Raw genomic sequence first — 24,496 nt, forward strand, 5'->3', positions numbered from 1 at the left:
AAGATCGACGTCCGCGCCGCCGTCGGGATGGAAGAGGAACTCCGCACCGGCGCGCTGGCGGGGCTGCGGCTCGGCCTGCTCCACGGCAAGCTCAAGGCGGCCGAGAAGCAGGCCGTGATGCAGGCCTTCCTCGCGCACGACCTCGACGTGCTGGTGACGACGACGGTGATCGAGGTGGGGGTGGACGTGCCGAACGCGAGCGTGATGGTGGTGGAGCACGCCGAGCGCTTCGGCCTGGCGCAGTTGCACCAGCTGCGCGGGCGGGTCGGTCGCGGCGCCGCGCAGAGCTACTGCGTGCTGCTGTTCGAGCGGCCCCTGTCCGAGGATGCGCGCGAGCGGCTCGCGGCCATGGCCGAGACCACCGACGGCTTCGTGATCGCCGAGCGCGACCTCGCCATCCGCGGCCCGGGCGACATGTTCGGCACGCGCCAGGCCGGCCTGCCCACGCTGCGGATCGGCGACCTGCGCCGCGATCAGGACCTGATGGCCGACGCCCACGCACTGGCTCGTGATCTCGTCGCGCGCCTGCCCGCCGATGCACCGCCGCGGCGGCTCGCACGCCTGGCCTGGGCCGGACGTTTCAACCTGGCGCAGGTCGGCTGATGCGGATCATCGCCGGCGCCTTCAAGGGACGCGTGCTGCAGGCCCCGACATGGGACGGGCTCCGACCGACCTCCGACCGGTTGCGCGAGACGCTGTTCAACATCCTGGCGCCCCGCATCGAGGAGGCGCGCGTGGCCGACGTGTGTGCCGGGACGGGCGCGGTCGGTCTCGAGGCCCTGAGCCGCGGCGCCGGGCACGTGACCTTCGTGGAGCAGGACCCGCGTGCGGTGGCGTTGATCGAGGCCAACGCGCGCAAGTGCGGCCTCACGGGCGGCTATACTATCGAGCGTCGCGACGCCCTCGCGCGCGCGACGCAGGCCCCGGCTCCGCCGTTCGACATCGTGTTCCTCGACCCGCCCTACGCGCAGCGGGATCTCGCGCGCTGGGTGGCTGGGGCCGCCGCGATGCTGGCACCCGGTGGCGTCGCGGTGCTCGAGCACGCCTCGCGCCTTGCGCCGCCGGAGGAGGCGGGCGGCCTCGTCATCGGACGACGCCTGCGGCAGGGCGACAGCGCGCTGGCGTTCTACGCCCACGCGGGAGGAGAGCCTCGATGAGCGAAGGACGCGCAGCGCTCGTGGCGGGATCGTTCGATCCCCTCACCAACGGACACCTCGACATCATCATGCGAGCGCGGCACCTGTTCGGACGCGTCGTCGTGGCCGTGCTCGTCAACCCGGGCAAGCAGCCGCTCTGCACCATCGACCAGCGGCTCGCGATGGTGCGCGAGAGCGTGGTCGGCCTGGGCGGCATCGACGTCGTGGCCTTCGATGGCCTGCTCGTCGATGCGGCCCTCGCGCATCAGGCCACCGTCGTCGTGCGGGGCCTCCGGTCGGTCAGCGATTACGATCACGAGTGGCCGATGGCGCGGATGAACGCGGCGCTGCTGCCGGGCCTGGAGACCGTGTACCTCGCGGCCTCGCCGCAATGGGCGCACGTGAGTTCGAGCCTCGTGCGCCAAATCCACACCCTCGGCGGACCGATCGAGGCCTTCGTGCCCGCGGCCGTCGCGACCCACCTGCGCCGCCGCGCCTGACGCCGGCCGCCTCCGGGGATCCGCATGCTCGCCGAACGCACCACCCGCATCGCCTCGTCGCCCACGATGAAGGGCCTCATCGCCGCCGAGCGGCTGCGCAAGGCCGGCCACGACGTCGTGGACATCAGCGCTGGCGAGCCCGACTTCCCGACGCCGGCCCACGTGAAGGCGGCGGCGCACGCGGCCATCGACGCCAACTACACCAAGTACACGGCCAACTCCGGATCGAGCGAGGTCAAGCAGGCCATCCTCGCGCGCTATCGCGCCGACTACGGCATCGAGTACGAGGAGAGCGAGGTCATCGTGTGCGCCGGCGGCAAGCAGGCGCTGCTGAACGCGGCGCTGGCCGTGTTCGGCCCCGGCGACGAGGTGATCACCCACATGCCGGGCTGGCCGACGCTCGTCGAGCAGATCAAGCTGGCCGACGCCACGCCCGTGATCGTGCGCACGTCGCCCGAGGACGGCTTCGCCCTGCGTGCGCAGGCGTTCATCGACGCCTTCACGCCGCGGACCCGCGCCATCGTCATCAACTCGCCGGCCAATCCGACCGGGGCGCTGATGACCGAGGACGAGATGATCCGCCTGGCCGAGGCCTGCATCCCGCGCGGCATCTGGATCATCCTCGACCTCTGCTACGAGAAGCTGATCTACGACCCGGTGCCGCACAACCTGCCGGGCGTGCTCGCCGCGCGCATGCGGGACCGCACGGTCATCACGGGATCGGCCTCGAAGGCGTACGCGATGACGGGGTGGCGCTGCGGCTGGCTGCTCGCGACCCGCGACGTCGTGGCGGCGGCCAACGCGCTCCAGAGCCACTGCACGAGCAACGTGTGCTCGATCACCCAGAAGGCGGTCGTGGCCGCCCTTTCCGGGCCGCAGCAGTGCGTGACGGACATGCTCGACGAATACCGGCGCCGGCGCGACGTGATCCAGGCCCTCGTCGGCCGCGACCCGCGGCTGCGCTGCCTCACGCCGGCGGGCGCGTTCTACCTGTTCGTCGACGTCTCGGACCTGCTGTCCCCGGACGGGTTGCGCACGAGCGCGGACTTCTGCCAGGCCCTCCTCGAGTCGAAGCATGTCGTGGTGACGGCGGGTGAGGCCTTCGATGCACCGGGGTTCTTCCGCATCTCGTACGCGGCGTCCATCGAGCGGCTCGAGGAAGCGGCCCGACGGATCCACGCCTTCGTGGCCGACGTCGACGCCGGCACGTACGCGCGCGCCTGATGCGCCGGTGCGGGGGCGGCTCTCGCCGCCGCCGCGCGTCCAGCCTCATGACCTCCGAACGACCCTACGGTGAGGTGACCGACGCCTTCGTCGACCAGCTGCGCGGCGTGGTCGGCGACGCGCACGTGCGTGTCGACGAGGACGCGCGGACCACCTACGGCGCCGACATGCTCAAGAAGGGGCACCCGGCCGACGTCGTGGTGTGGCCGGCGACGACCGAGGAGGTGGCCGGTGTGCTGCGGGCGTGCTCGGCGCATCGCGTGCCGATCGTGCCGCGCGGCGCCGGGACGGGCTACACCGGCGGGGCGGTACCGTCGTTCGGGGGCGTGGTCCTGGCGCTGTCGCGGATGCACCGCATCCTCGAGATCGACGAGCAGAACCTGCTCGCCGTCGTGGAACCCCATGTCATCACCGGCGACCTGCAGAAGGCCGTGGAAGCGGTCGGGTTGTTCTATCCGCCCGATCCCGCCAGCCTCTCCACGTCGACCGTCGGCGGCAACGTCGCCGAGTGCGCGGGAGGACCGCGCGCCTTCAAGTACGGCGTGACGAAGCGCTACGTCCTCGGGCTCGAGGCGGTGTTGCCGTCGGGCGAGGTGATCCGCACGGGCGGCAAGAGCGTGAAGAACGTCGTGGGCTACGACCTCACCCAGTTGCTGGTGGGATCGGAAGGCACGCTCGCCGTGATCACGAAGGTGATCGTCCGGCTCGTGCCGCTTCCGCCGCACCAGGTCACGCTGCGCGCGACGTTTGCCACGATCCAGGGCGCCGTCGACGCCGTGACCAACCTGATCCGGGCGCGGGTGGTGCCGTCGGCGCTCGAACTGATCGACGGCGACTCGCTCGATGCCGTGGCGACCAGCCTGGGCACGCGTGCGCTGGCGCCCGAGGGCACGGGGGCCGTGTTGCTGCTCGAGGTCGACGGCCTCGAGGCAGCCGTGCGCGAGGAAGGCGAGCGCGTCGCGCAGGCGTGCCGCGACGCCGGGGCCACCGAGGTCCTCGTGGCCGCCGATGCCGTCACGCGCCAGGAGTTGTGGCACGTGCGGCGCTCGCTGAGCCTCTCGCTGAGGGTGCTGGCGCCCCTCAAGATCAACCACGACGTCGTCGTGCCCAAGGGACGCATTCCCGAGTTGTTCGCGCTGATCGAGCGCCTGCGCGCCGCGTCGCCGGGCGTGCGCATCCCGTGCTTCGGGCACGTGGGCGACGGCAACATCCACGTCAACATGATGCTGGACCCCTCGGACGAGGGCGCGCTGGCGTCGGCACGCGCCGCCGAGCGAGAGCTCTTCGCCGGCGTGGTCGCGCTCGAGGGCTCCATCAGCGGCGAACACGGGATCGGCTTCTCGAAGATGCCCTTCGTGCCGCTCGAGCTGTCGGCGGAGAACATGGCGCTGCAGCGGCGGCTCAAGGCGGCCTTCGACCCGCTGAACATCCTGAATCCGGGGAAGATGTTCCCGTAGTAATTCAGAATTCAGAGTTCAGAATGCAGTGCGGGGCGGGCTCTACCAGGCTCCTGCGGGAGCGTCGGCGTTGTCGGCCTCGCTCTTCATTCTGAATTGTGAATTCTGAATTACTGGTTGGTGACCAGCAACACCGTCTCGAGATCGCGTGACGGGTCCGGCCACAACAGCGTGCGCAGGCGCACGCCGGCGGGGTTGAAGTACTGCACCTCGGCCAGGGTGCGCGTCTTGAGGGCGTGTTCGCCTGCCAGCCGCGCCAGGTCGTCCTTGGTGATCACGCAGAGCACACGCTCGGGTCGCCGCAGGAACTCCACCACCTCGTCGGGCTGCACCAGGTCCGTCTGCTTGATGGTGGTGTAGAAGACCAGGTTGCGCACGAACACCCGGTAGGTGGCCGACGGCTCGTGCCCCTGGTAGACCGAGGCGTACTGCCGGGCCATCACCTGGACCGGCTCGAGGTCGGCCGCCGATTGCACCGAGAACTGCAGCGACAGCAGCGTGGCGATGGAAGCCACGGCCATGGTCACCGGCAGCGCCCACCGGCGGCGGCTCCAGGCGGCCAGGGCCACCGAGACGGCGGCCAGCGTGATGATGCCCGTGCACACCAGGGCCAGCGACGGCGTCAGGGCGAACAGCAGCGGCCGCGCCCGGTGGAGCAGCAGGCCCAGGATCAGGAACAGCACCGCGCACAGCGTGCCGCACCAGGCCAGCGCGACCTGCCGGGTGGTGCGGGGGGCCGTCGACGGGGCCTCCTCGGGCAAGCGGGCGATGACGCTCCGGGCCAGCAACAGCGCCATGGGCGGCAGCATCGGCAGGATGTAGCGCGGCTGCTTGCCGATGGAGGCCGAGTAGAAGACGAAGGGCACCAGCGCCCAGATGATCGCGCGCCACTCGGCCCGCGTGACCAGCCGTTCCCGCCGGAACACACGGCGCCAGGTGGGCAGCCACAGCAGGATGAAGGGCGACCACGGCATCAGGCCGCCCAGCACGATCGGCACGTAGAACCAGAGTGGCCGCGGCTCGTTGTAGCGGTCGGTCGCGAAGCGTTCGAGGTTCTCGCCGATGAAGAACCGGTGCATGTAGGCCAGGCCGTGGTGCTGGGCCATGGTGATGAACCAGGGGGCGGCGACGATGAGCGCGAGGCCGCCGACCAGCAGGAGGTCGACCACCCCGGGTACGCGCGAGGCCGTGTCGTCACCTTCCGTCGTCCGGCGTTCCTTCCACCACACCGCCGCGGCGGCCGCCACGGGCAGCGCGACGGCGACCGGGCCCTTGGCCAGCAGCCCGAGTCCCATCATCAGCCCCGAGAAGGCGAACCACAGGCGGCGGCGGCCCACCGAGGTCGTCGCCGAGGCGATGGGCGAGCCGATGCCTTCGATCAGTCCCCAGGTGGTGGCGGCGATGAAGAAGGCGAGCGGCAGGTCCGGCAGCGACAGGCGACCGATGGAGAAGTAGCCGAAGCTGGTGGCGACGACGGTCGCGGCGAAGAAGCCGGTGCCGGCGTCGAGCCATCGTCGGCCGACGAGGTACGTGAGGATGACCAGGCCGAGGCCCGCAAGCGCCGACGGGAACCGCGCCGCCGCCTCGCCCACGCCGGCCGCCTTGTAGGCGATCGACACGAGCCAGTAGTAGAGGATCGGCTTCTGGAAGCGGAGCTCGTAGTTGTAGAAGGGCGTCAGCCAGTCGCCCGACACGACCATCTCGCGGGACGCTTCGGCGTAGAACGCCTCGTCGGAGTCCCCGATGGCGCCGCGGCCCAGGCCTGCGAAGAACGTCAGGAAGCAGACCAGGCCGAGTATGAGCACATGCCGCGACACGCTGGGCCGGATTCTACACCATCGATTTTTGGGCTATACTCGCGCCTCACCCCACGGTTCCGGGATTTGCCGTCGGCGCCACGCGCGTCGCCGCCGCCGTTTCCGGCACCCTCTCCCCGTTCCACACCCGCAGAACGCATGTCACCAGCACAGAAGCGCTCCGGCGGCCGCCGCGGCCCCCGTCCCTCGGGGCCCCGTCGCCCCGCCAACGACATCCCTGACGTCGCCAACGATCCGCCCCTCGACCTTCCGCCCGAGGGCAGCGAAGCGACGCTGCGCATCGGGCAGTTGAAGGAGATGAACATCCAGGCCCTGATGCAGGTCGCGCAGGACCTGGGGGTGGTGGGGGCGACGGGCCTGCGCAAGCAGGAGCTGATCTTCCAGATCCTGAAGGCCCAGACCGAGCAGAGCGGCTTCATCTTCTCGGAGGGCGTGCTGGAAGTGCTGCAGGACGGCTTCGGCTTCCTGCGTGCGCCCGACTACAACTACCTGGCCGGTCCCGACGACATCTACGTCTCGCCGTCGCAGATCCGCAAGTTCGACCTGCAGACCGGCGACACGATCAGCGGGCAGATCCGCCCGCCGAAGGAAGGCGAGCGGTACTTCGCGCTCATCAAGGTCGAGGCCGTCAACTTCGAGACGCCCGAGTTCGCGCGCAACAAGGTCTTCTTCGAGAACCTGACGCCGCTCTATCCGCAGGCGCGCTTCTCGCTGGAGACGACGAAGGACAACCTGTCGGCCCGCGTGCTCGACCTGATGACGCCCATCGGCAAGGGCCAGCGCGGCCTCATCGTCGCGCCGCCCCGCACGGGCAAGACGATGCTGCTGCAGAACATCGCGCAGTCGGTGGTGCAGAACCACCCCGAGGTGTACCTGATCGTCCTGCTGATCGACGAGCGGCCCGAGGAGGTCACCGACATGCAGCGCTCGGTGCGCGGCGAGGTGATCAGCTCGACGTTCGACGAGCCGGCGCAGCGCCACGTGCAGGTGGCCGAGATGGTGATCGAGAAGGCCAAGCGCCTGGTCGAGCACAAGAAGGACGTGCTCATCCTGCTCGACTCGATCACGCGCCTGGCGCGTGCCTACAACAGCGTCGTGCCGCCGTCGGGCAAGGTGCTCACGGGCGGCGTCGACTCCAACGCGCTCCAGAAGCCGAAGCGCTTCTTCGGCGCGGCGCGCAACATCGAGGAGGGCGGCTCGCTGACGATCATCGCGACGGCCCTGGTCGACACCGGCTCGCGCATGGACGAGGTGATCTTCGAGGAGTTCAAGGGCACCGGCAACATGGAGGTCCACCTCGATCGCAAGCTGGTGGACAAGCGGGTGTTCCCGGCCATCGACATCACCAAGAGCGGCACGCGCAAGGAGGAACTCCTCATCCCGAAGGAGGACCTCAACCGCATCTGGGTGCTGCGCAAGGTGATCAACCCGCTGTCGCCGACCGAGGCGATGGAACTGCTCATCGGCAAGCTCGCCCAGGCGGGCAGCAACGCCGACTTCCTGAATGCCATGCACCGCGCCTGAGCGCGGTGCATGGCATTCGAATGCTGCGATGCAGCGATGCCGGAATGTCGAAGGGCGGTCCTGCCTCGGGGCAACGCCGGCCCTCGACATTTGCCGGCATTGCCGGCATCGCGGAATTGTCGTGCACTGAAGGCGCCTCGCGCCTTCAGTGCACGACGGCCTGCTGCTTCTCGAAGCGCAGCGCGCCGTCGACCAGATCGAGCGCGATCTCGTCGCCTTCCTTGAACTCGCCCTGCAGGACCCGCATCGCGAGCGGGTCGAGCACGCGCTTCTGGAGCGTCCGCTTCAGGGGGCGGGCGCCGTACAGCGGGTCGTAGCCCTCGTCGATGAGCGCCTGCCGCGCCGTGTCGCCGAGATGCAGCGTGATCTTGCGCTCCTGCAGGCGGGCCAGCAACCGCGCCATCTGGAGGTCGATGATCCGCCCCATGTGCTCGCGCCCGAGGGGATGGAACACGATGATCTCGTCGATCCGGTTGATGAACTCGGGCCGGAAGTGCTGGCGCATCGCGTCGAGCACCTCGCGACGGGTGCCCTCGTCGACCGCCCCGTCACGCAGCGCGCGCTCGGCCAGGTACTGGCTCCCCAGGTTCGAGGTCATGATCACGACGGTGTTCTTGAAGTCCACCGTGCGGCCACGCCCGTCGGTCAGCCGGCCATCGTCGAGCACCTGGAGCAGCACGTTCAGCACCTCGGGGTGGGCCTTCTCGATCTCGTCGAAGAGGACCACCGCGTACGGCCGCCGCCGCACGGCCTCGGTGAGCTGGCCGGCCTCGTCGTAGCCGACGTATCCCGGCGGCGCGCCGATCAGGCGCGACACGGCGTGCTTCTCCTGGTACTCGGACATGTCGATCCGGACCATCGCCTGATCGTCGTCGAACAGGAACTCGGCCAGCGCCCGGGCCAGCTCGGTCTTGCCCACGCCCGTCGGGCCGAGGAAGACGAAGCTCCCGAGCGGCCGGTTCGGATCCTGCAGCCCTGCGCGGGCGCGGCGGATGGCACTCGCCACGGCCTCGATGGCCTCGTCCTGGCCCACCACCCGGTGATGCAGGCGGTCCTCCATGTGCACCAGCTTCTGGACCTCGCCCTCCATCAGGCGGCTCAAGGGGATGTGTGTCCACTTGCTGACCACCTCGGCGATGTCCTCCTCGTCCACCTCCTCCTTGAGCATGCGGGGGCCCGAGTCGGGCCCGCCCAGCCGACCTTCCTCGGCGGCCCGCTTCCGCTCGAGCTCGGGCAGCCGGCCGTACTGGAGCTCCGAGGCGCGCGCGTAGTCGCCGTCGCGCTGCGCCTGCTCGATCTGCTGGCGTACCTGCTCGACCTCGCCCTTGATGGCGCTCGAGGCCTGGATGGCGGCCTTCTCCTGCTCCCACTGCGTCTGCAGGCGCGTCCGCTCTTCCTTGAGCTCGGCCAGATCCTTCTCGAGCTTGCCGAGACGGTCCTGCGAGGCCTGGTCGGTCTCCTTGCGCAGCGCCTCCCGCTCGATCTCGAGCTGCATCAGGCGGCGCGACACCTCGTCGAGCTCGGCCGGCATCGAGTCGATCTCCATGCGCAGGCGCGACGCGGCCTCGTCGACCAGGTCGATGGCCTTGTCGGGCAGGAACCGGTCGGCGATGTAGCGGTGGCTGAGGACGGCGGCCGCCACCAGCGCTGCGTCCTTCAGCCGCACGGCGTGGTGCAACTCGTACTTCTCGCGCAGCCCGCGCAGGATGCTGATGGTGTCTTCCACCGTGGGCTCGCCGACCTGCACCGGCTGGAAGCGACGCTCGAGCGCCGCGTCCTTCTCGATGTGCTTGCGGTACTCGTCGAGCGTGGTGGCGCCGATTGTGTGCAGCTCGCCGCGCGCCAGCATCGGCTTGAGCATGTTCGAGGCGTCGAGCGAGCCTTCGGCCGCCCCGGCGCCGACCACGGTGTGCAACTCGTCGATGAACAGGACGATCTCGCCCTGCGCGTTGGTGATCTCCTGCAGCACCGCCTTGAGGCGCTCCTCGAACTCGCCGCGGTACTTCGCGCCGGCCACGAGCGCGCCCATGTCGAGCCCGACGATCCGCTTGTGCTTCAGCCCCTCCGGCACGTCGCCGCGCACGATGCGCTGCGCCAGGCCCTCGACGATGGCGGTCTTGCCGACGCCGGGCTCGCCGATCAGCACGGGGTTGTTCTTGGTGCGCCGCGACAGCACCTGAATCACGCGCCGGATCTCGTCGTCGCGGCCGATGACCGGGTCGAGCTTGCCGTCGCGCGCGGCCCGCGTGAGGTCACGCCCGTACTTCTCGAGGGCTTCGTACTTCGCTTCGGGGCTCTGGTCGGTCACGCGCTGGGTGCCGCGCACGGCCACCAGCGTCTCGAGCACCTTGTCGCGCGTGGCGCCCACGGCCTGCAGCGCGAGCGTCGCGGGCGTGCGCCCGCCCTCGGCAGCAATGGCGAGCAGGAAGTGCTCCGTGCTCAGGTACTCGTCCTTGAGCTGCGCGGCTTCCTTCTCGGCCCCGTCGAACACCGCGCGCAGGCGCGGGCCGATGCCGGCCTCGCTGCCGCCATAGGCCTTCGGGCGCTTCTGCAGGTCGGCGTCCAGCGTACGGCCGAGGGCGGCGGGGTCGACGCCCAGTCGGCGGAGCACCGAGGGCACGATGCCCCCCTGTTGGCCCGCGAGCGTCGAGAGCAGGTGCTCCGGGTCGATCTGGGCGTGGTTGAGTCGCGCGGCGAGTTGTTGCGCCGCGACGACGGCCTCCTGGGCCTTTTCGGTCAAGCGATTCAGGTTCATGGTCTCCCCCGGGTCGATATGCAGTCGAGCACTCAGGTTCGGGCAGCCTGCAGCCTGTAGCGTGCGGCGTCCTCGGTTACACGGGCTGGGCCTTCCTCAACTCCGCCAGCGCCTCGTAGTGGCGTCGTTCCTCCGGCGTGAGATCGGTCGGGACCTGGAGTTCCAGGGTCACCAGCAGATCCCCTCGTTGCCCGGTCTGGCCCAGGATGGGCCGGCCGTGCCCGCGCAGCCGGAGGACTGCGCCATGCTTCGTGCCCGGGGGCACCTTCGCGCGGATGCGCGTGCCGACGAGCGGCAGCACCTCGATCTCACCGCCGACGACCGCCACCGGGATCGGGACCGGGACACGGGTGGCGAGATCGTGGTCGCCGCGTGTCTCGAAGCGCGGGTGCGGCGCCAGCCGCACCCGGAAGAAGACGTCGCCGCCGTCGGAGGCGGCCCGGATCTTCTGGCCGTCGCGGATTCCGGCGGGGAAGCGCACCTCGAGCGAGCGCTCGCCGTCGGGGCCCGTCAGGGTGACCTTGCGGGTCGTGCCCATGAACGCCTCTTCGAGCGAGATCGCCAGTTCGTGCTCCTGCGGCGCCGCATGCCGTCGGCCGCGCGCACGGGCGCGGCCATCGCCGGGTTGTGCGCCGCCGAAGAACGTCGTGAAGAAGTCGGAGAAGGGATTGGCTCCCTCGCCGAACATCTCCTGGAACTCGTCGGGCGACACGGACCGATAGCCGCCGCCGGGCGCACCCGCGCCTGCGCCGCCGCCGAAGGGCCAGCCCCCGGCGCCGAAGGGGGCGCCGCCGGCGCGAGGGTCGTGTCCGGCGCGCTGGGCCTGCTCGTAGGCCTTCCAGTTGGCGCCGAGTTCGTCGTACTTGCGCCGCTTGTCGGCGTCGCCGAGGACCTCGTAGGCCTCGTTGATCTCCTTGAACTTCGACTCGGCCGTGCTGTTGCCCGGGTTCACGTCGGGATGGTGCTTGCGCGCCAGCCGGCGGAAGGCCTGCTTGATCTCCTTCTCGGAGGCCGTCCTGGCCACGCCGAGCGTGGCGTAGTAGTCGCGAAACTCCATCAGAGGCCTCCCCGGAGCCCGAGCATGGCGCCCAGGCGGTCCAGCTCCTGTGCCAGTCGACGGACCGAGGCGCGCGACCAGTCGGTGCCGCTGGCCATCGGTCGAATGCGCTGCAGCACGTCGGCGACCTCCAGCAGGCGCTGGACACCGGCCAGGTTGATGCCGGCCTCGTCCACCAGGTGCTTGATCATCCGCAATCGCTCCAGCTCGTCGCGCGAGTACACGCGCATGCTGCCCAGCGTGCGCGTGGGCCGCACCAGCCCGAGGCGCTCGTACTTCCGCAGCGTCTGTGGGTGCATGCCGAGGTGTCGCGCCGCGACGCTGATCAGCAGGAACTCCTCCTGCGGGGCCGTGCCGTCCGGTCTGGGGCGATCGCCGTGCATTGACACACGTCGAGTGTAGACCTTGACACGAATCGAGTCAAGGTAATGCCACGGGTCGAGTCAAGCTGCGGCGACGGAGGCGGCCGTCGTGTCATGGCCGTAGGCGTACGCCGGGGCTTGCCGCATACTGGACGTCTGTCGTTGCCGCGGGTATCGCATCCGTGGGCGCGGCAACCGAGGCACGGAGACTCTTGCTGCTTTCTGACCTGCTGACCATCGGCCTGCTGGTGCTGCTCGAGGGGCTGCTCAGCGCCGACAACGCGCTGGTGCTGGCCATCCTCGTCCTCTCCCTTCCGCGGGAGCAGCAGCGCAAGGCCCTTCGCTACGGCATCATCGGCGCCTTCGCGTTCCGGGCCCTCGCGACCATGTTCGCGGCCTACATGATCGGGCTGGCCTGGGTGAAGCTGGTGGGCGCCCTGTACCTGTTGTGGCTGCCCATCCAGCACTTCCGCGGCGGCGACCACGAGTCCCGCAAGGCCATCAAGCCGGCGACGAGCTGGCTCGGGCTGGGGGCGTTCTGGACCACGGTGGTCAAGGTCGAGCTGACCGACATCGTGTTCGCGATCGATTCCATCCTGGTGGCGGTGGCGATGTCGCCCAAGCTGTGGGTGATCATCACGGGCGGCATCCTGGGCATCGTCGCGATGCGGCTGCTCATCGGGCAGTTGCTGTCGGTGGTCCAGCGGTTCCCGGCGCTGGTCGACGGCGCGTTCGTGATCATCGCGTGGGTCGGCATCAAGCTGCTGATGGAGTACCTGCACCAGCTCGGGTACGTGCACTTCGAGATTCCGAAGTGGCTGTCGCTCGGCCTCATCGTGGTCATCTTCGGCGGGTTCTACCTGTACGCGCGGCTGCAGGGCCCCGTCGAGGTGCCGGCCGAGGGCGACGACGCGGCGGAACTGCTGAAGGAGCAGTCGGAATGATCGACGTCCTCTACGAGCACCCCGCCTGGTTCAGCCGGTTGTTCGAGGCCCTCGACGCCCGGGGCGTGCCGTATCGGCGCACGCATGCCGCCTCCCTGCGCTTTGCGCCCGACTGGCGGCACGACCCGGCGGCGCGCGCCGCGGCGCCCGACCTGCTGATCAACCGCATGAGCCCGTCGGCCGATCGTCGCGGCCATGGCCACGGCATCCTGCCGGTGCTGCAGTACGTGGCCTCCGCGGAGGCCGGCGGCGTCCGCGTGATCAACGGGGCCACCGCCTACGGCTACGAGATCTCCAAGGCGCGGCAGATGGCGCTGCTGGCCGACCTGGGGCTGCCGTTCCCGAAGACGCGCGTGATCAACGCCGCCGACCAGGCGCTGGCCGCCACCGAGGGCCTGCGCTGGCCCGTGGTGGTCAAGCCCAGCGTGGGTGGCAGCGGGGCGGGCGTGCTCCGGTTCGACCGCGAGGCCGATCTGAGGGCTGCCGTCGAGGCCGACCAACTGGACTTCGGTGTCGACCACCTCGCGCTGGTCCAGGAGTTCATCCCGGCGCGCGACGGCAAGATCACGCGCGTCGAGGTCCTGCAGGGCCGCTACCTGTACGCGATCGACATCCCGGTGACCGGCCAGAGCTTCAACCTGTGCCCGGCCGACCTGTGCGAACTGCCGGCGCCCGGCGAGGCGGCCCCCGCGGTCGTCGAACTGGGCGGCAACTGCGCCATCTCGCTGCCGTCGGCGGGGAAGCGCGCCGTGCAGGCCCACCCGCCGCAGGCCATCATCGATGCGGTCGTGCGGATGACCGATGCCGCCGGGTTCGACGTGGGCGGCGTCGAATATGTGGTTGACGATCGGGACGGTCAGCCGTTTTTCTACGATCTGAACGCACTCTCGAACTTCGTGGCCGACGCTCCCGCGGTGATCGGATTCGATCCGTGGGTGCCGTTCGTGGATTTCCTGGTCGAGGCCCATGCCGAGGCCAGCGAGCGACGCCGCGCCATCGCGGCGGTATGAACCAACACCGGGGATACCCCCGTGAAGGAGTAGAGCACCCATGCCGTATCCGGAATTCCTGATCGCGCCGATGCGCGAAGAACTCACCGACGTCGGATTCACCGAATTGCGCACGGCGACTGACGTCGATCAGGCCGTGGCCGAGAAGGGCACCACGCTCGTGGTGGTCAATTCGGTCTGTGGCTGCGCCGCGGGCAAGGCTCGTCCGGGGATCGCTCGGGCCATGCAGCACGGCACCACGCCCGATCACGCGGTCACGGTGTTCGCCGGCGCCGACATCGAGGCCACCGACCGCGCCCGGTCCTACTTCACGGGCTACCCGCCCTCGTCGCCCTCGGTGGGCCTGCTGCGCGACGGCAAGCTGGTCTACATCATGGAGCGACACCAGATCGAGGGGAACACGGCCGACGGCATCGCCGCCGCCCTCACCACCGCGTTCGACAAGTACTGCGCCACGCAGAACGCGTGACACACGGCGGGCCAGTCGGCCCGCCATGTCTCACGCGTGCTGCGTGAAATGCCGCGATGCCGAGAATGCCGGAATGTCGAGGGACCGTTCGCCATTCCCGGCATCGCGGCATTTCGGCATTGCGACACCGGGCGCTGTCAGTCGCCGGCTGGGCCGCCTGCCTGGCCCGCCATGTCTCACGCATTCTACGGGGAATGCTGCGATGCCGGGAATGCCGTCAACGTCGAGGCATCATTGACGACCTTGAAATTGTCGGCATGGCGGCATCGCAGCATTCCTGCCGCGCCCGGCGTCAAGCGCCGGGCACGGCGGGCGGTGGCAGTTCGGTCGCGTTGGGCTGCGTCGGGTTGACCAGCATCAGCGGCCGTCCCCCCTTGTAGGTCTCCCAGGTCCTGATCACCATCTCGGCCAGCGTGCCGATGAACGCCGGATGCGCGTTCACAGCCGAGGCGCGCGCCATCGGCAGGCCGAGTGCCTCGCACGTTTCCCTCGCCTCGTGGTCGAGGTCGTAGAGCACCTCGATGTGGTCGCAGACGAAGCCGATCGGGCTGAGGACGGCCGCGTTCAGGCGGCCGGCGGCGTGCTCGGCGCGCAGGTAGTCGTTCACGTCCGGTTCCAGCCACGGATCTTCCGGCCGGCCACTGCGGCTCTGGAACACCAGGGCCCAGTCGTCCGTGCCGAGGCGACGCGCCACTTCCGCCGCCGAGATCTCGAGTTGCCGCCGGTACGTGGCCGCCCCGGCCATCGACGTGGGGACGCTGTGCGCCGTGAAGACGAGCCGGGCGGAGCCCTGGAGGTCGGCCGGCAGCGTGTCGCGCGCCGTGACCACGTGGTCGGCCACCGCCGTCAGGAAACCGTCGTGCAGGTGCCAGTCGCCCACGTAGGTGACGTCGATCGGCCGCGCCCCGGCCGCGAAGGTCGCCTCGCGCGCCTGCAGCACGTTCTGCTTGTACTGCGTGCAACTGGAGTACGACCGGTGGGCCGCCGAGGTGACGCCGATCGCCCGCCGGATGCCGTCGCGCGCCATCTGCGCGAGCACATCGGGCAGCAGCGGCGCCCAGTTGCGCATCCCGACGTACACCGGCAGATCCAGGCCACGGCCGCGCAGTTGGTGGCGCAGGCCCTCGGCCTGGTCCATCGTGTACTGCGTGATGGGCGACACGCCGTCGAACATCTCGTAGTGGTGGGCCACCTCCTCGATGCGCTGGGGAGGGATGCGCCGCCCCCGCAGGACGTTGGCGAGGAAGGGACGGATGTCGTCGAGACCCTGCGGGCCTCCGAACGAAACGAGGAGGACGGCATCGAACGGCGCGGACATGCTGCGATCATAGACTCCGGTCGTCGGCTGGTTGGTGCACGTGCACTCGGCGACAGGCCGCGGCAGGCGGCCCCTCGGCCCGCAGCCCGTGGCGCAGTCCAGTCACGGGGCCGGGCTGGGGACAGCCGGCCCTACCGGCTCGCGATGTCCGACCGACCGCCGACTCCCGACTCCCGACTCCCGATTCCCGATTCCCGATTCCCGACTCGAGTTCTCCTCCATGCCTACCATCCTGGTCACCAACGACGACGGCATCGATTCCGAGGGGCTGCACGCCCTCGCTGACGCGGTCCGGCCGCTGGGGCGGGTGATCGTCTGCGCACCCCTCGGCGAAGCCAGCGCCATCGGCCATGCCCTCACGCTGGCGCGGCCCCTCCGCCTGGTCGCCCGGGGCGACGCCCGGTTCGCCGTGGACGGCACGCCGGCTGATTGCGTCAACATCGCCGTGGCGCACGTCCTGCACGGCCGCTTGCCCGATCTGGTGGTGTCGGGCATCAACAAGGGCTGGAACGTGGGCGACGACGTGACGTACTCGGGCACGATCGGGGGCGCGCTCGAGGGCGTGCTGATGGGGGTGCCCGCGGTGGCGATCTCGATGCAGCGCGGGCCGGTCTACGACTTCTCGTTCGCCGCCACGGCCGCTGCCTCGGTGGCCCGCGACGTGTTGGCCAACGGCGTGCCGCCGCGGGTCGTGTTGAACGTCAACGTGCCGCAGGGCGTGCCCACGGGCTGGGAAGCGACCACGCAGGCGGCGCGTACGCACACGACCAGCGTGCTTCGGAGGGACGACCCCTGGGGGCGGCCGTACTACTGGCTTGACGAGGGACGGATGGAATGGGCGCCCGGCGAGGGCACCGACTACCAGGCCGTGATGGCCGGGCGCATCTCCGTCACGCCCCTGCACGCCGACCTCACGGCGCACGGGGCGCTGGGCATGGCCGCCGGCCTGGTGCAGCGCGCCGCCGGTCTCACGCCTGATAGTTGACGATCTGCCCCTTGCCCGAGGCGCTTGCGCCCTCGATGAGCCGGACCATCGCCTCGGCCTCCTTCTTTTTCTCCTGGAGAGCCCTGCTGACGGCCACGGTGGTGCGGTCCGTGCGTGCGGCGACGCTGGTGTCGCTGCCGGTGCTGTTGAGAGAAGGAATCCCGGTCATACGAAGGCAATCGGCGGGGTGCGGTGGAACTTGAGCGGCCTCCGGAACGGGGAGGCCGCGGACGCGTTTGACGGGCGCGGCGCCTGTGGTATGCTCGGCGGGTTGTCGGGGCGTGGCTCAGCCTGGTAGAGCGCTCGGTTCGGGACCGAGAGGTCGGAGGTTCGAATCCTCTCGCCCCGACCACGGAATCAAGAAGGCCGGAACTGCCGCAAGGTACGTCCGGCCTTTTTATTTGAGCCCGAACGGCCCGCCTGTTTGACCTGCCACCCGGCCGAGGCCGACAATCGCCACGCGTGACCCTTCCCGGCCAGTCCCTCTCGGGCGACGAGAGCACCCGCATCCTCGAGAGCATCACCGATGCGTTCTTCTCGGTCGATGGCGAGTGGCACTTCCTGTACGTCAATCGGGCCGCCGAGCGGCTGCTGCGCCAGACGCGTGAGGCGCTCCTCGGCCGCGTGCTCTGGGAGGTCTTCCCGGAGGCCATCGGTACCGAATTCGACGAGCAGTACCACCGCGCCTACGCCGGCCAGGTGACCGTTCGCTTCGAGGCCTACTACGCCCCCTACGACACCTGGTTCCTCGTGCACGCGTACCCGTCGCCGCACGGCCTGTCGGTGTACTTCAGCGACATCAGCGACAGGAAGCGGGCCGAGGCGCGCCTGGCTGCCGCCGAGGCGCACTACCGACGCCTGGTCACCACGACGCCGCACGCCGTGTACGCCGTCGACACGGCGGGCCGTTTCGTCGAGCTGAACCCGGCGGCAGAACGCATGCTCGGGAGGAGTGCCGACACGCTGCTCGGGCACACGTTCGAGCGCGTGCTGTCGGCAGAGCAGATTCCCAAGTCGCGCGATCTCTTCCAGCGACTGGTCACCGGCGAGGCCGACGACCTCGAGGTCGAGACGCGCGTCTGTACGGCTGCGGGTGACGAGCGCCTCGTCCGGCTCACAATCACGGCCATCCGTGAGCGGGATCAGGTGGTCGGGTGGCACGGCATCGCGCGCGACATCACCGACGAGCGGGCGGCCGAGACGGCGCTCCGCGAGAGTGAGGCCCGGTTCCGCCGCATCGCCGAGCAGGTGGGTGAGGTGTTCTGGGAAGCGACACCCGACTTCTCGGAAACCCGCTACATGAGCCCGCTCTTCGAGCAAGTGTGGGGTGAGCCCGTGGCGCGGGCCTACGAGGAGCCCCGGTGGTTCCTCGAGGCCATTCTTGCCGAAGACATGCCCCGAGTGCGCGCCGCCCTTGCGAGCATCGGCGCCGGGAACCCAGGACAGGCGGAGTATCGCATCCGTCGCAGGGATGGCCAGGTCCGCTGGATGCTGTCGCGGGCGCACGCCGTGACGGACCAGGAGGGCCGGGTCACCGGAGTCGCCGGGACGTCCCTGGACATCACCGAGCGACGGACGCTCGAGGCACGCCAGCGCCTGCTGGCCACGATCTTCGATGGGCTCGACGAAGGCCTGTGCGTGCTGTCGACGGCCGGCACGGTGCTCTACGCCAACCAGACGTTCGCGGCGCTGGCCGGCATTCCCGCCGCGGCGATCCCGGGCTTCGACCCACGGAGCCTTGCCGCGCTGTCCGATGCGGCCCGCCAGTTTCCCGACATGCTGCAGGCGGCGCTGGACACCGGCCGCTGGAGTGGTCGGGTCGTCCATCGGCACCCCTCCGATGGGCGGGAGGTGCCGATCGACATCACCCTCAGCCGCGTGCGACTCGAGGACGGCGACTCGTTGCTCTTCGCCATCGTGCAGGATGCCACCGAGGACATCGCACGCGAGGAGCGGCAGCGCCGCACGGAGCGACTCGCGAGCATGGGCACGCTGGCCGCCGGCGTCGCTCACGAACTGAACAACCCGTTGCAGGCCATCCTGAGCTTCACGCAACTGCTGCGCATGAATGCGTCGCGGCCGCAGGAGGTCGAGAGCCTCGCGATCATGCAGAGGGAAGCGGAACGCATGGCCAAGATCGTGTCCGACCTCAAGCAGGTGGCGCGGGCGACGCAGGACGAGGAGGCGCGACGCGGCCCGGTGGACCTGAACGACGTCATCCGTCACGTCTGCCGCGCACAGGAGTACCGGCTGCGGACGGGCAACGTGGACGTGACGTTCGACCTGGCGGACGTCCTGCCGCCGGTGCTCGCCGACGCGGCGCAGGCCGAGCAGGTCGTGCTCAACCTCGTCGTCAATGCCTGCCAGGCGATGGCGTCCTGGCACGGCGAAGGACGGCTGGTGCTGCATACCGAAGCGGCGTCCGGGGGCGTGGTCCTGCACGTCGTCGACGATGGCCCCGGCATCGAGTCGTCGCACCTGGACCGGATCTTCGACCCCTTCTTCACCACCAAGGGCCCCGGGGAAGGGACGGGCCTCGGGTTGGCCGTCGTGCATCGCGTCGTGACCGACCACGGCGGCGATATCGGCGTGGAGAGCGCCCCCGGCCTGGGGACCCGTGTGCGTATCTGGTGGCCGGCCGCCGAGCCGGGAGCCGTGCCCGCGATGGAGGCGCCACCTGCGGGGCAGACCTCGCCCCGGTCGCGGCGCGTGCTCATCGTCGACGACGAAGCGGCGATCCGGCTCGTGCTGGGGCAGTACCTCGGACAGCGCGGTCACACGGTGGACGCCGCCGCAGACGGGCATGGGGCGCTGCGACTGCTGGACGCAGGTGCGTACGACGTGATCCTGTCGGACCTGCGCATGCCAGGCCTTGGCGGGGAGGCGCTGGTGGCCCGCATCCGTGAGCGCGGTCACGGCGGTCGTGTGGTCCTCATGACGGGCGACCCGGCGAGCGCGGGGGCGCTGGCCAACGCGTCCGACGTGCGCCTGCTGCTCAAGCCGATGACGCTCGAAGCGGTCGCCGCCATTGTCGAGGGCACCGACAACGCTCGCCGATGAGGGCGTCCGCCGCCTGAACGACTGGCGTGTGGGCCGCCTCGGGGGCTGCGCACGCCGCCGGGGCCTCGGTTCCCTCGTGCGCCGCTCGCCTGCGGTACGCTGTCGCGTCATGACAGCCCGCACGGCCATCGTCTTTCTCGGCCTTCTCGTGTCACTCGCGTCGCCGGTCGCGGCGCAGTCGGCCACGGCCACACCGGGCGGCGCCCTCGCGGCGCGCGTCCGAGAGTGGCGCCGGTCACACGAGCGCGAGGTGCTCCTCGAGTTGCGCGACCTGGTGGCGCTGCCCAACTTGGCCAGCGACGCCGACGGCATCGCGCGCAATGCCGCGCACCTGCAGGGGCTTCTCGCGCGGCGCGGATTCACGACACGACTCCTCACCGTCCCGAATGCGCCTCCTGCCGTCTACGGCTCACTGGAGGTGCCGGGTGCCACTCGCACCGTCGTGTTCTACGCGCATTACGACGGGCAACCGGTCACGCCCGCAGACTGGGCCACGCCGGCCTGGACGCCCGCGTTGCGCGCCGGCACCCTCGAAGAACGGGCGCCCATCGTCGCGTGGGACGCGTTGCCCGCGAGCATCCCGGGCGAGCATCGGCTGTACGGCCGCGCGGTGTCCGACGACAAGGGGCCGATCGTCGCGTTCCTGGCCGGGCTCGATGCGTTGAAGGCGGCTGGCGTGTCGCCGTCGGTGAACCTGAAGGTGTTCCTGGAGGGCGAGGAGGAGGCCGGGTCGGCGAACCTCGATCGCCTCCTCCAGGCCCATCGCGACACGCTGCGCGCCGACGCCTGGATCTTCGGTGACGGCCCGGTGCACCAGTCGCGCGCGCCGCTCGTGTCGTTCGGCGTGCGGGGTACGAAGGAACTCGAGATCACCACGTACGGCCCCTCGCGTGCCGTGCACAGCGGGCACTACGGCAACTGGGCGCCGAACCCGGCGGTGGCGCTCGCGCACCTGATCGCCAGCATGCGCGATGCCGAGGGGCGGATCCTCATCCCGGGCGTCGCCGACGCGGTGCGTCCGCTGTCGCCGGTCGAACGCGCCGCCATCGACGCGGCGCCGGCCGAAGACGACGCGATCGCGCGGGCGCTGGCGTTGGGGCGTCGTGAGCAGGTGCGGGGCCGCCTGGTCGATGCGATCACGATCCCGGCCCTCAACGTGCGCGGGCTGCGGGCCGGCGAGGTGGGCGACCGCGCAGCCAACGCCGTCCCGACGCGGGCGCAGGCGTCCATCGACTTCCGTCTCGTGCCCGACCTCACGCCCGAGGTCCTGAAGCCGCTCGTCGAGGCGCACGTCCGTGCCCAGGGGTACACGATCGTGACGGGCGAGCCGGACGAGGACACGCGGCGCGCCCATCCGCGGGTCGCGCGCCTGGAGTGGGGCGCAGGGTACCCGGGCTACCGCGCGTCGATGGACATGCCGGTGTCGAAGGCGATCGTGTCGGCGGTCGCGCAGGCGCGCGGCGTGGCGCCCGTCGTGATGCCGAACATGGGCGGCAGCCTGCCGCTGTACCTCTTCGCGGAGATCCTGCAGGCCCCGCTCGTCAGCGTGCCCGTCGTGAACCACGACAACAACCAGCACGCCGCCAACGAGAACCTGCGCCTGCAGAACCTCTGGGACGCCATCGAGACCTACGCCGTGCTCGTCGCGCGCCTCGAGCCCGAGTGGAAGGCCGCGAGTCGCTGATCGCGCGTCGGCGACGCGCGGCGTGGGATCGCCGACAGCACGGGTCGGGCTCCGAGAGCCGGGCCTCCCTTCCCACGGCAGGACAGCCGTCCGACGGTCGGGCCGGTTGTCCCAACCCGGCCCTCCTGCACCTACGGCGTCCGCCGCACGACAGGGGGCAGGGCCGACTTCGGGAACTTGGCCACGATGGTGTAGTTGGGATCGACGACGTTGGCCACGCGGGTGGTGCCGGCCTGCGAGACGACCTGGTAGGCGTCCATCTTGTCGAACCCGTAGTCGTCGACGAGCCACTGGATCAGCTCGACCTGCGCGATGCGGAAGGCGTCCACCAGGGGGCGGATGCTGCCGGCGACCATGATGTGCGTCTCGTCCTCGATGCGCGGCCAGGCGATCGTCCGCCCCTTGATCACGTCGAACTGCAGCGTCACGTCCATGGTGGTCTCGAGGCCCGAGCCGACGATCTCGCCATCGCCCTGCAGCGCGTGTCCGTCGCCGAAGTAGAAGTAGCCCCCGTCGTGGAACACCGGCAGGTAGACCGTCGCGCCCTCGCGCACGTCCGAGGTGTCCATGTTGCCGCCGAAGTTGCCCGGCCACAGGCCGCCCCAGGCCTCCTGCCCGGCGGGGGCCACCGCGACGCGGCCGAGCATCGGGCGCAGCGGGAGTTCGATGCGCTTGCTCGCCGAGTTCGGGATGTCGAGGATGCCGACGTTGCGGGCGCGATCGAGTTGCCACACGTAGCGGCGCGCTGGCAGCGGTTCGTTCAGGATTCGTGTGCGATTGTCACCGGCCACGGCGCTGATGCCGTTGGGCACCACGGCAGACACGGCCGTGTCGCGGTTCGGGCGCACGCGGATGATCTTCACCACGAGCGTGTCGCCGGTGGTGAGTCCCTCGATGAAGAAGGGCCCGACCTCGCCTGGCCACGGGCCGCCCGCGCGTTCGTAGTAGTCGCCGGGCTTCGAGAAGGTGTGCGACGCCACGATGTCGCCGGGCTTGAGCCGCAAGACGGGTTCGCGGACCGCGAAGGTCGGGACGCCTGCGGTCGGCGTGAATTTGTGGACCTCGGCGGTGGCCTCGGACGTGTGCACCACGAGGGCCACGAGCAGGCCGAACAGGCAGGGCAGGGGAGTGCGCATGGCCGGGCATGGTATCGCGCCACAGCCCTGGTCAGGCGGCGCGGCGAGTCGGCGGGCGACGGCGCCTCGCCTGTCTCTCGGCCCGGATGAGGGAGGCGCGCCGCCCGGGCGCGCCTCCCTGGCCCTGCGTGGGCTGATCCTGCGGTTCGTGCTCAGTGCTGCCGCTGTGCGTGCGGCTCGTGCCCGCGCCTCCAGGCGAGGCTCCCGAGCACGAGGCTGCCCAGCCAGGCCACCAGGGTCGGGAGTGCATAGATGATCCAGGCGAGCGGGCCGAGCGCGCTGCCACGGAGCATCCACGCCATCCAGGCCAGCAGCGGCACGACCGTGACCAGGCGTGCCCCGGGTGTCGACACACGCCGCGCGAGTGCCCCGCCGAGCCCGGCCAGCACGCCCCAGAGCAGGCTCCAGCGCCACAAGGGCACGCCGTCGCGCCAGGAGCCCGGGGCGGCCTCGTGGCCCCGCCAGTCCAGGCCGAGTACCAGCGGGCCGAGCGCGAGCAGCAGCAGGGCGATCATCGGAACGGTCAAGGCACGGTCGCGCATGCGTGTGTCTCCACGTCGATCAATGAGCCTGACAGGACTGGCAGTCGACAGGGCAGAAGCCGCCGGCCACGGAGGTGCACCCGCCACCACTGGCGCCGCCGTCGCTGCCGCTGCTGCCGACACCGCCCCCACAGTACGCCGGATTGCTGAGCGTGCAGAAGCAGTAGACCACCTGTGCGTTGCAGCGCTGGCACGACCAGCTCCCGGAGAAGGGCCACCACCAGCTGCTCGAGTTGCAGCCGTTGGTCTCGTAGCACTTGTCGTGTACGTCGCAGCAGGCCCGGAAGATGCTGCCGTCGAGCCAGTGGAGGTTGTCGCAGCCCGGCTCGTTGCGCAGGGCGGTGCCTCCTGCGGCACCGGCCGCTGGCCACCAGCGCAGCGACAGGTCGCCGAAGGCATCCGACACCTCGTCGCGGACCCGTGGGACCAGGCCTGCGGCCAGTGACGGCAACGGGGCCACGGCGCGTGCCACGCGAAGGAACGCGTCGGCACGGGCGCCCGCGCCCTCACCCGTGCGCGCAGCCATCGGCACGCCCCCATCGAGCGTGCTCGCGGCCTGCGTCACGAACTGGTAGGCCTGCACGGCCGCCCAGCCCATGGTGGGCGTGAACGTCCAGCCGCCCCGCAGGCGTTCGGGCAGCACCACGCCCTGACTGCCGCCCTCGATCTTCCACGTGAGGACCTGCGCGGAGTCGAACCACCGGACGAAGCCACGTGGCGCGCCGGTACGCGCATCGTGGATCGTGGCCGTGAACCGCGAGTAGTCGACCTTCTTGCCCTTCGCCGGCTTCCGGTCGTGACGGTCGAGCCGGGCCCGGACGACGACCTCGTCGAAGGTGGTCTCCACCTGCTGGAGGCGCGCAGCGAGTTGCCCGCTCGAGACGCCGCGGCCGAGGGCCACGCGCGCGCGGCGCAGGTGGCCGTCCCAGGCGCCCTGGTCCCCGGCCACGTCCATGCCACGGCCCTCGGCGCGTGCGGCCTTTTCGTCCTCGTGCAGGGCCTGCAGTTGGTGCGCCGCCCACTCCAGGCTGATGGTGGCCTGATCGGCCAACGTGAATTCCGACGCGCTCCCGGCCGCCTGTCGCCAGAGCACGCGTCGGGAACCGGCGCCGATGGTCAGCGAGCCGCCCTCACGCCCGTCCTTCGTGCGGAACGTGGCGTCGATGCCACGCCCGTCGCCGCGTCGTACCTCCACGGTCCCCTCCGGAAACGTCGCCACGACCCGTCGCGCGCGCGCCTCGAGTCCGTGGAACGTCGTGCCCATGTTGACGCTCTGCGCCAGGCTCACACCCGGCACGAGCAGGAGCAGGGCGGTCACTGCCGCCTGCGTGTTTCGACACATCGGACGCCTCCCATCCCGCCGGATTCCCCGGCGGGTGCGGAGCGGGCCAACCTCCCTGAACGTCCGCGCCAAGAGAAGGCAAAGACCGCGCCAGATGGCGCGCGGCGGCATGCGGCCGCAATGTGCCCCATGCGCTCGAGGGGATGGCAGAAACTGCGCACTCGGGCCTGGCGA

At 70.4% G+C, this 24,496-nt stretch carries 21 protein-coding genes and 1 tRNA gene; 13 read left to right on the forward strand and 9 right to left on the reverse strand.

The window, feature by feature from the left end:
- The 5 genes from ACIRDX_RS10795 to ACIRDX_RS10815 all read left to right on the forward strand — a co-directional run.
- Window positions 1-603, forward strand: a 603-nt coding sequence (locus ACIRDX_RS10795; protein ID WP_396625429.1) for a helicase-related protein, incomplete at its 5' end; no start/stop codon positions are given.
- On the forward strand, window positions 603-1,157 hold the full coding sequence (gene rsmD, locus ACIRDX_RS10800) for a 16S rRNA (guanine(966)-N(2))-methyltransferase RsmD (protein WP_396625430.1): 555 nt from the start codon (window positions 603-605) through the stop codon (window positions 1,155-1,157). The genes ACIRDX_RS10795 and rsmD, both read left to right, overlap by 1 nt.
- Window positions 1,154-1,636 (forward strand): pantetheine-phosphate adenylyltransferase, encoded by a 483-nt coding sequence (gene coaD / locus ACIRDX_RS10805; RefSeq protein ID WP_396625431.1) that lies wholly within the window; start codon window positions 1,154-1,156, stop codon window positions 1,634-1,636. The genes rsmD and coaD overlap by 4 nt, the downstream gene beginning before the upstream one ends.
- 24 nt (window positions 1,637-1,660) lie before the next feature.
- Window positions 1,661-2,860, forward strand: a complete 1,200-nt coding sequence (locus ACIRDX_RS10810; protein ID WP_396625432.1) for a pyridoxal phosphate-dependent aminotransferase — start codon at window positions 1,661-1,663, stop codon at window positions 2,858-2,860.
- Window positions 2,861-2,907: 47 nt separating this feature from the next.
- Complete coding sequence (locus ACIRDX_RS10815; protein WP_396625433.1) at window positions 2,908-4,317, forward strand: FAD-binding oxidoreductase; 1,410 nt, start codon at window positions 2,908-2,910, stop codon at window positions 4,315-4,317.
- Between the two features lie 110 nt (window positions 4,318-4,427).
- Here ACIRDX_RS10815 and ACIRDX_RS10820 read toward each other — a convergent pair whose 3' ends face one another.
- Window positions 4,428-6,122: an ArnT family glycosyltransferase gene (locus ACIRDX_RS10820; RefSeq protein WP_396625434.1), complete on the reverse strand. Its 1,695-nt coding sequence runs from the start codon at window positions 6,120-6,122 to the stop codon at window positions 4,428-4,430.
- 150 nt (window positions 6,123-6,272) lie between these two features.
- On the opposite strand from ACIRDX_RS10820, the gene rho reads away from it, so the two are divergent.
- A complete protein-coding gene (gene rho, locus ACIRDX_RS10825; RefSeq protein WP_396625435.1) occupies window positions 6,273-7,658 on the forward strand; it encodes a transcription termination factor Rho in 1,386 nt (461 codons plus the stop codon).
- Between the two features lie 145 nt (window positions 7,659-7,803).
- Here rho and clpB read toward each other — a convergent pair whose 3' ends face one another.
- From clpB to ACIRDX_RS10840, 3 genes are all read right to left on the reverse strand, one after another.
- Window positions 7,804-10,413: an ATP-dependent chaperone ClpB gene (gene clpB, locus ACIRDX_RS10830; protein WP_396625436.1), complete on the reverse strand. Its 2,610-nt coding sequence runs from the start codon at window positions 10,411-10,413 to the stop codon at window positions 7,804-7,806.
- A 76-nt stretch (window positions 10,414-10,489) separates the two neighbouring features.
- Entirely contained in the window at window positions 10,490-11,470 is a 981-nt protein-coding gene (locus ACIRDX_RS10835; RefSeq protein ID WP_396625437.1) for a DnaJ C-terminal domain-containing protein, read from the reverse strand.
- Window positions 11,470-11,853, reverse strand: coding sequence for a MerR family transcriptional regulator (locus ACIRDX_RS10840; RefSeq protein WP_396625449.1), 384 nt, complete (start codon window positions 11,851-11,853; stop codon window positions 11,470-11,472). Before ACIRDX_RS10840 ends, ACIRDX_RS10835 begins: the two co-directional genes overlap by 1 nt.
- 191 nt (window positions 11,854-12,044) lie before the next feature.
- On the opposite strand from ACIRDX_RS10840, the gene ACIRDX_RS10845 reads away from it, so the two are divergent.
- The 3 genes from ACIRDX_RS10845 to ACIRDX_RS10855 are packed head-to-tail and all read left to right on the forward strand — an operon-like array spanning window position 12,045 to window position 14,255.
- Window positions 12,045-12,776, forward strand: coding sequence for a hypothetical protein (locus tag ACIRDX_RS10845; RefSeq protein WP_396625438.1), 732 nt, complete (start codon window positions 12,045-12,047; stop codon window positions 12,774-12,776).
- Window positions 12,773-13,786 (forward strand): RimK family alpha-L-glutamate ligase, encoded by a 1,014-nt coding sequence (locus ACIRDX_RS10850; protein WP_396625439.1) that lies wholly within the window; start codon window positions 12,773-12,775, stop codon window positions 13,784-13,786. Before ACIRDX_RS10845 ends, ACIRDX_RS10850 begins: the two co-directional genes overlap by 4 nt.
- A 40-nt stretch (window positions 13,787-13,826) precedes the next feature.
- Window positions 13,827-14,255 (forward strand): BrxA/BrxB family bacilliredoxin, encoded by a 429-nt coding sequence (locus tag ACIRDX_RS10855; RefSeq protein ID WP_396625440.1) that lies wholly within the window; start codon window positions 13,827-13,829, stop codon window positions 14,253-14,255.
- A gap of 292 nt (window positions 14,256-14,547) precedes the next feature.
- On the opposite strand, the gene hemH is transcribed toward ACIRDX_RS10855, so the two are convergent.
- Window positions 14,548-15,573, reverse strand: coding sequence for a ferrochelatase (gene hemH, locus ACIRDX_RS10860; protein ID WP_396625441.1), 1,026 nt, complete (start codon window positions 15,571-15,573; stop codon window positions 14,548-14,550).
- Between the two features lie 220 nt (window positions 15,574-15,793).
- On the opposite strand from hemH, the gene surE reads away from it, so the two are divergent.
- Window positions 15,794-16,558: a 5'/3'-nucleotidase SurE gene (surE, locus tag ACIRDX_RS10865; RefSeq protein ID WP_396625442.1), complete on the forward strand. Its 765-nt coding sequence runs from the start codon at window positions 15,794-15,796 to the stop codon at window positions 16,556-16,558.
- Here surE and ACIRDX_RS10870 read toward each other — a convergent pair.
- On the reverse strand, window positions 16,542-16,727 hold the full coding sequence (locus ACIRDX_RS10870; protein WP_396625443.1) for a hypothetical protein: 186 nt from the start codon (window positions 16,725-16,727) through the stop codon (window positions 16,542-16,544). The genes surE and ACIRDX_RS10870 overlap by 17 nt on opposite strands.
- Window positions 16,728-16,833: 106 nt before the next feature.
- On the opposite strand from ACIRDX_RS10870, the gene ACIRDX_RS10875 reads away from it, so the two are divergent.
- The 3 genes from ACIRDX_RS10875 to ACIRDX_RS10885 all read left to right on the forward strand — a co-directional run bounded on the left by ACIRDX_RS10875 (window position 16,834) and on the right by ACIRDX_RS10885 (window position 21,302).
- A tRNA-Pro gene (locus ACIRDX_RS10875) sits at window positions 16,834-16,910 on the forward strand.
- A 110-nt stretch (window positions 16,911-17,020) separates the two neighbouring features.
- Entirely contained in the window at window positions 17,021-19,618 is a 2,598-nt protein-coding gene (locus tag ACIRDX_RS10880) for a PAS domain S-box protein (protein ID WP_396625444.1), read from the forward strand.
- A gap of 109 nt (window positions 19,619-19,727) precedes the next feature.
- Window positions 19,728-21,302 (forward strand): M20/M25/M40 family metallo-hydrolase, encoded by a 1,575-nt coding sequence (locus ACIRDX_RS10885; RefSeq protein ID WP_396625445.1) that lies wholly within the window; start codon window positions 19,728-19,730, stop codon window positions 21,300-21,302.
- Window positions 21,303-21,433: 131 nt separating this feature from the next.
- On the opposite strand, the gene ACIRDX_RS10890 is transcribed toward ACIRDX_RS10885, so the two are convergent.
- From ACIRDX_RS10890 to ACIRDX_RS10900, 3 genes are all read right to left on the reverse strand, one after another.
- Complete coding sequence (locus tag ACIRDX_RS10890) at window positions 21,434-22,438, reverse strand: acetamidase/formamidase family protein (protein WP_396625446.1); 1,005 nt, start codon at window positions 22,436-22,438, stop codon at window positions 21,434-21,436.
- Window positions 22,439-22,590: 152 nt separating this feature from the next.
- Window positions 22,591-22,980: a hypothetical protein gene (locus ACIRDX_RS10895; RefSeq protein WP_396625447.1), complete on the reverse strand. Its 390-nt coding sequence runs from the start codon at window positions 22,978-22,980 to the stop codon at window positions 22,591-22,593.
- Between the two features lie 19 nt (window positions 22,981-22,999).
- Window positions 23,000-24,298, reverse strand: coding sequence for a hypothetical protein (locus ACIRDX_RS10900; RefSeq protein ID WP_396625448.1), 1,299 nt, complete (start codon window positions 24,296-24,298; stop codon window positions 23,000-23,002).
- Window positions 24,299-24,496: the final 198 nt, after the last annotated feature.

The organism is Luteitalea sp. (assembly GCF_044337415.1).
Classification (GTDB): domain Bacteria; phylum Acidobacteriota; class Vicinamibacteria; order Vicinamibacterales; family Vicinamibacteraceae; genus Luteitalea.